At 70.3% G+C, this 4,631-nt stretch carries 7 protein-coding genes; 2 read left to right on the top strand and 5 right to left on the bottom strand.

Annotated elements, in window-relative coordinates; genetic code table 11:
* A partial coding sequence (locus ABT116_RS39725; protein ID WP_351644714.1) for a lytic polysaccharide monooxygenase occupies nucleotides 1–456 on the bottom strand: 456 nt, incomplete at its 3' end.
* Nucleotides 457–599: 143 nt separating this feature from the next.
* Complete coding sequence (locus ABT116_RS39720) at nucleotides 600–1,232, bottom strand: GNAT family N-acetyltransferase (RefSeq protein WP_351644711.1); 633 nt, start codon at nucleotides 1,230–1,232, stop codon at nucleotides 600–602.
* Nucleotides 1,233–1,365: 133 nt separating this feature from the next.
* Between ABT116_RS39720 and ABT116_RS39715 the strand changes: the two genes are divergently transcribed.
* Nucleotides 1,366–2,493 (top strand): YihY/virulence factor BrkB family protein, encoded by a 1,128-nt coding sequence (locus ABT116_RS39715; RefSeq protein WP_351644708.1) that lies wholly within the window; start codon nucleotides 1,366–1,368, stop codon nucleotides 2,491–2,493.
* A gap of 13 nt (nucleotides 2,494–2,506) precedes the next feature.
* Here ABT116_RS39715 and ABT116_RS39710 read toward each other — a convergent pair whose 3' ends face one another.
* The 3 genes from ABT116_RS39710 to ABT116_RS39700 form a co-directional block, all read right to left on the bottom strand.
* Entirely contained in the window at nucleotides 2,507–2,959 is a 453-nt protein-coding gene (locus ABT116_RS39710; protein ID WP_351644704.1) for a flavodoxin family protein, read from the bottom strand.
* A gap of 164 nt (nucleotides 2,960–3,123) precedes the next feature.
* The gene (locus ABT116_RS39705; protein ID WP_351644702.1) at nucleotides 3,124–3,555 is read right to left on the bottom strand and encodes a DUF3618 domain-containing protein; all 432 of its coding nucleotides are present in this window, start codon (nucleotides 3,553–3,555) and stop codon (nucleotides 3,124–3,126) included.
* Nucleotides 3,552–3,995 carry a phage holin family protein gene (locus tag ABT116_RS39700; RefSeq protein WP_502984019.1) on the bottom strand — a complete coding sequence of 148 codons (444 nt, stop codon included), beginning with the start codon at nucleotides 3,993–3,995 and terminating at the stop codon, nucleotides 3,552–3,554. Before ABT116_RS39700 ends, ABT116_RS39705 begins: the two co-directional genes overlap by 4 nt.
* Before the next feature lie 148 nt (nucleotides 3,996–4,143).
* Here ABT116_RS39700 and ABT116_RS39695 point away from each other — a divergent pair.
* A partial coding sequence (locus ABT116_RS39695) for an SRPBCC family protein (protein ID WP_351644700.1) occupies nucleotides 4,144–4,631 on the top strand: 488 nt, incomplete at its 3' end.

The following is a 4,631-nucleotide window of genomic DNA, read 5'->3' as shown; positions in this document are numbered from 1 at the left end:
GTGGCAAGACGGCGTGCGCGAGCGCGGCGCGCTGCGCCTGCGTGCGTTGCCGGTGATGTCCGTCGTCTTCCAGGCGCCGGCCGTGTCCAGGGAGTTGTACCGGCCGCCCTCGGTCCGGCCGCCGCTGCACAGCTGGCCGTTGGGGACGACGGCCTGGAAGTTCCCGCCGGAGCCGTTGCGGTACAGGCCGTTCCAGTTCCACATGGCGTTGGCGTCGGCCCGCCACGCCTGCCAGCACATGGGGTCCTGCTGGGCCATCGCGGGATTCAGGTGGTCACTGCCCCAGCGCAGCCAGCAGCCGTAGTTGCGGGAAGCCGGGTCGACGACCGAGCCGTGGGCGACGGCGGTGCCGCTCCACGGGATGAGGCTGAGCAGCGCGGCGACCAGCACGCTCAGGGCGAGCGTCAGACGGGACCTGAACCTGGACACCGTCAAGTCATGACCATGACAATTCATGATCTCCTCTTCCGAATGTGGGGGTTGTCGTGCGTTCCTTCGCGTTTTCGATCATGTTTCGAAGTGGGAGCGCTCCCACTCTGAACAGAGTGCGCAACGATGACTCGGGTCGGCAATGCGCGATTGCGCCACTTCCGTGTCGGTCAGAGCCGGTCGAGTTCCTTCGTGGTGCGTCCGAGGCAGGTGACGTCACCCGGCTCGGGGATGTCGATCTCCTCGAAGCCCATGCGGTCGTAGAAGGCCCTGGCCCGGGTGTTGGCGTTCGCCATGACCAGGTGCACGGCCGGGACTCCCCCGTCCCGCAGGGCTCGCAGGAACGTCCGCATCAGGCGGCGGCCATGGCCCCTGCCCTGCCAGGCGGGCAGCAGGTCGATGTGCAGATGGGCGGGGTGCGCGGCCAGTTCGGGCAGAACCATCCGTTCGGGATGGTGCAGCAAGCCCGCGATCACCTCGTCCGGGGTGCGCGGCGGCCGGGGCGGTTCCGGGTAGGCGCCGGCGACCAGGGGCAACCACTTGGCACGGAAGGATTCGGCGAAGCGCGGGGTGTCCGCGGTGCCGAGGATGTAGCCGACCGCCTGCCCCTGCCCGTCGTCCAGCACGAAGGCCAGTTCCGGCTCCAGGTGGACGTACGGCGCCGCGAAGGTCGCGGGGAAGATGCCGGGGTCCGCGTAGTGGGGGCGGCTGTCCTCGCCGTGGTGGGCGGTGCGGACGCAGATGTCGTCGATGGCCGGACGGTCCTCGGGGCGGTAGGGCCGGATCGTGGGCGACGTGGTCATGGCGGCATCGTGCCCGCTGTGGGAGCGCTCCCTCAACCCTTTTCGGCCGGCCTCCGGACACCACACGTCGGCGCCTCACACCGGGCTTGCCCGAGCGCGGCTTAAGGCCCTCGCCAGGGGTTACCCGTCTCACATGGTGAAGCTGCATATTCCGGGACGGAAAGAACACCACGAGACCGAGGCCCCGCCTCCGGAAACCCCCCGCGCGGGGCCCGAGGCGCATCGCCCGGAGACCTTCGAGGAGGAACGCCGGGAGGCCCACGCCCCCGATTCCGAAGAGCCCGGGCCGAGCCCCGAGGTGGAGCGTGCGGCGCCGGACACGCCGACCGACCTGCCACGGAAGTCGTGGGGCGCGGTCTTGAAGGGCAGCATGCGGGAGTTCAAGGACGACGAGCTGACCGACCGGGCGGCCGCGCTGACCTACTACGGCGTGCTGGCGCTGTTCCCCGCGCTGCTGGTGCTGGTGTCGATGCTGGGCCTCACCGGCAGGTCGACCACGGACAAGGTGCTCGAGAACGTCCAGCAGCTGGCCCCCGGCTCGGCACGCGACATCATCATCCGGGCCGTCGAACAGTTGCAGGGCAACGCCGGGATCGGCTCGCTGATGGCGATCGTCGGCATCGTGCTGGCGGTGTGGTCGGCGTCCGGCTACGTGGCCGCGTTCATCCGCTCGGCCAACGCCGTCTACGACATGCCCGAGGGCCGGCCGGTGTGGAAACTGCTGCCGGTGCGGGTGGGGGTGACCGTCGTGCTGATGGTGATGGCCGTGATCAGTGCGCTGATCGTGGTCTTCACGGGTGGGCTCGCCCGGCAGGTGGGGACGACCCTGGGCATCGGTGACACCGCCCTGACGGTGTGGTCGTTCGCGAAGTGGCCCGTGCTGGTGCTGCTGGTGACGACCATGATCGCGATCCTGTACTGGGCGACCCCGAACGCCAAGGTGAAGGGCTTCCGCTGGATCACGCCGGGCAGTCTGCTGGCCCTGCTGATCTGGATGGTGGCGTCCGCCGGCTTCGCGATCTACGTGGCCAACTTCGCCTCGTACAACAAGACCTACGGCACGATGGCCGGTGTCATCGTCTTCCTCGTCTGGCTGTGGATCACCAACCTGGCGATCCTGCTGGGTCTGGAGTTCGACGCGGAGACGGTGCGCCAGCGGGCCATCGCCGGCGGACATCCGCCCGAGGCCGAGCCGTACACCCAGCCGCGCGACACCCGGAAATGGGACGAGCAGGACCGGCGCCGGCTGGAAGAGACCTGACGGTCCGTGCGGTTCAGCCCATGAGTCCGGCGGCCACCGTCGCGCCCAGGTCCCAGCACCGCTCGAGGTCGCCCTTGTCCGGCTCGCCGGTCACGGTCACGGCCTCGGCGGTGCGGCGCCAGCCGAGGCCCGTCGTGACCGACTCGATGCCGCGTACCGCTCCGGTGACGTCGTTGCCGCCGTGCACCCAGTAGCCGAAGGGGCGGCCGCGGGTGGCGTCCAGGCACGGGTAGTAGACCTGGTCGAAGAAGTGCTTGAGCGCTCCGGACATGTAGCCGAGGTTCGCGGGAGTGCCGAGGAGGAAGCCGTCGGCGGCGAGGACGTCGGAGGCGGTGGCGGACAGCGCGGGCACGCGGACGACCCGGACGTTCTCGATCTCGGGGTCCGTCGCCCCGGAGACGACGGCTTCGAACATCGCCTGGCAGTGCGGAGAGGGCGTGTGATGGACGATCAGCAAGGTGGCCACGGTACCTGACCCTGCCGCCTCGGCCCCCGCCACCGCAAGCGGTGACGGGGGCCGGGTGTCGCGGTCCCTCGACGGGACGGCGGCTTGTTCAGCAGTGGCCGCGGAACTCGACCGCGGCTCACACAGCGCTGAGCGCGCCTCGCTCAGCGGTGGCGCCGGCTCGCTCAGCGGTGGCCGCGGCGGCGGATCAGCAGGCAGGCCACGAGGACGGCACCGGCACCGGCCAGCAGGGCGGCACGGTGGTCGCGCACCTGCTGCGGGGCCTTGTCCTGCCAGACCTGCTCGGCCTGTGCGGCCTTCTGCTTGGCGCCCTGAGCGGCGGCGACGCCCTTCTGCTTGACCGGCTCGGGCAGCTTCTCCTCCACGGTGTGGGCGACGTGCGCGGCCTTGGCCCTGGCCTGCCCGCTCCACTCCTGGGCCTTCGCCCCGGCCTGTTCCCTGACCGCGACGGCCTTCTCACGGGCGCGTGTCTTGACGTCGGCCCGGTCCGCCAGGGCCTGGACGGTATCGCCCAGTTCGTGACGAGTGTGCTCGACCTGCTCGCGCAGCTCCTCCTGGCTGCGGGCGGTCGGCTCGTCGTGCGGGGGCTGGGTCATCGCTGTGCACTCTCCTTGATCTCGGCCACGTCGGCCTTCACGCTGTCGATGGTCTGCTGCGGGGCGGGCGGGGCGGCGCTGCGCACCTGTTTGCGGCCGGCCAGCGCCGTCAGGCCCGTGGCGACGGCCAGGACGCCCGTGACGATCAGCGCCGCCGCCCACACCGGCAGGGGTACGGCCAGGGCGGCGATCGCCGTGGCGACCAGGGCCTGGAGGGTGACGAAGCCGAGGACGCCGGCTCCGCCGAACAGGCCGCCGCCCTTGCCGTAGCGTTTGCCCTTCTCGGTCATCTCCGCCTGGGCGAGGCGCATTTCGCCGCGCACCAGGTCGGTCAGCTGCTCGGTGGCCCGTTGCACCAGCTCGCCCACCGGCTCCTCCCCGGCCGCCGGCGCGCTCCCTGTGCGGGGAGCGGCGGGGGCCGTGCGGTGCGTGTCCGCCATGACGATCACCTCCCGATCCGTAGTTCCTGGCCGAGTACCAGCGAGGACGGAAAGAACACCTGGTCGGACAACTTGTGATGACGAGGAGTGAGCGGCGCGAGATCTGGTACCCGTTCGTCGCTCACACACGAGAGAGGGAGGTTTCGCCTTGTCGCAGGTAGAGGAATCCATCGAGGTCCGCGTGCCGGTGCACACCGCGTACAACCAGTGGACGCAGTTCGAGTCCTTCCCCGAGTTCATGGACGGCGTCGAGCGCATCGAGCAGCGCACCGACACCCTCACGCACTGGGTGACGAAGGTCGGCGGACAGGCGCGGGAGTTCGACGCGGAGATCACCGAGCAGGTCCCCGACGAGCGCGTCGCCTGGACCACCGTGGGCGGCGAGGCGCGGCAGGCCGGTGTGGTGACGTTCCACCGCATCCAGGACGACACGACCAAGGTCATGCTGCAGATGGACTTCGACCCCAGTGGCGTGGCCGAGAACGTCGGCGACAAGCTGGGCTTCGTGAAGCGGCAGGTCTCCGGTGATCTGAAGCGGTTCAAGCAGTTCATGGAGGCTCGCGGGACGGAGACCGGCGCCTGGCGCGAGCCTCGACGGCGGTACGGGGATGAAGGGCTTGGCGGACCGGCTGGACG

The sequence above is a fragment of the Streptomyces sp. NPDC002130 genome (genome assembly GCF_040296465.1).
Classification (GTDB): Bacteria; Actinomycetota; Actinomycetes; order Streptomycetales; family Streptomycetaceae; genus Streptomyces.
Note: the sequence above shows the minus strand (reverse complement) of the source record. Positions and strands in the feature narration are given on the sequence as shown.

Excerpts from the sequence above, each read along its gene's own strand:
- ABT116_RS39720 (WP_351644711.1), bottom strand. The coding sequence starts at position 1,232 with ATGACCACGTCGCCCACGATCCGGCCCTACCGCCCCGAGGACCGTCCG.
- ABT116_RS39715 (WP_351644708.1), top strand. The coding sequence starts at position 1,366 with ATGGTGAAGCTGCATATTCCGGGACGGAAAGAACACCACGAGACCGAG.
- ABT116_RS39705 (WP_351644702.1), bottom strand. The coding sequence starts at position 3,555 with ATGACCCAGCCCCCGCACGACGAGCCGACCGCCCGCAGCCAGGAGGAG.
- ABT116_RS39700 (WP_502984019.1), bottom strand. The coding sequence starts at position 3,995 with ATGGCGGACACGCACCGCACGGCCCCCGCCGCTCCCCGCACAGGGAGC.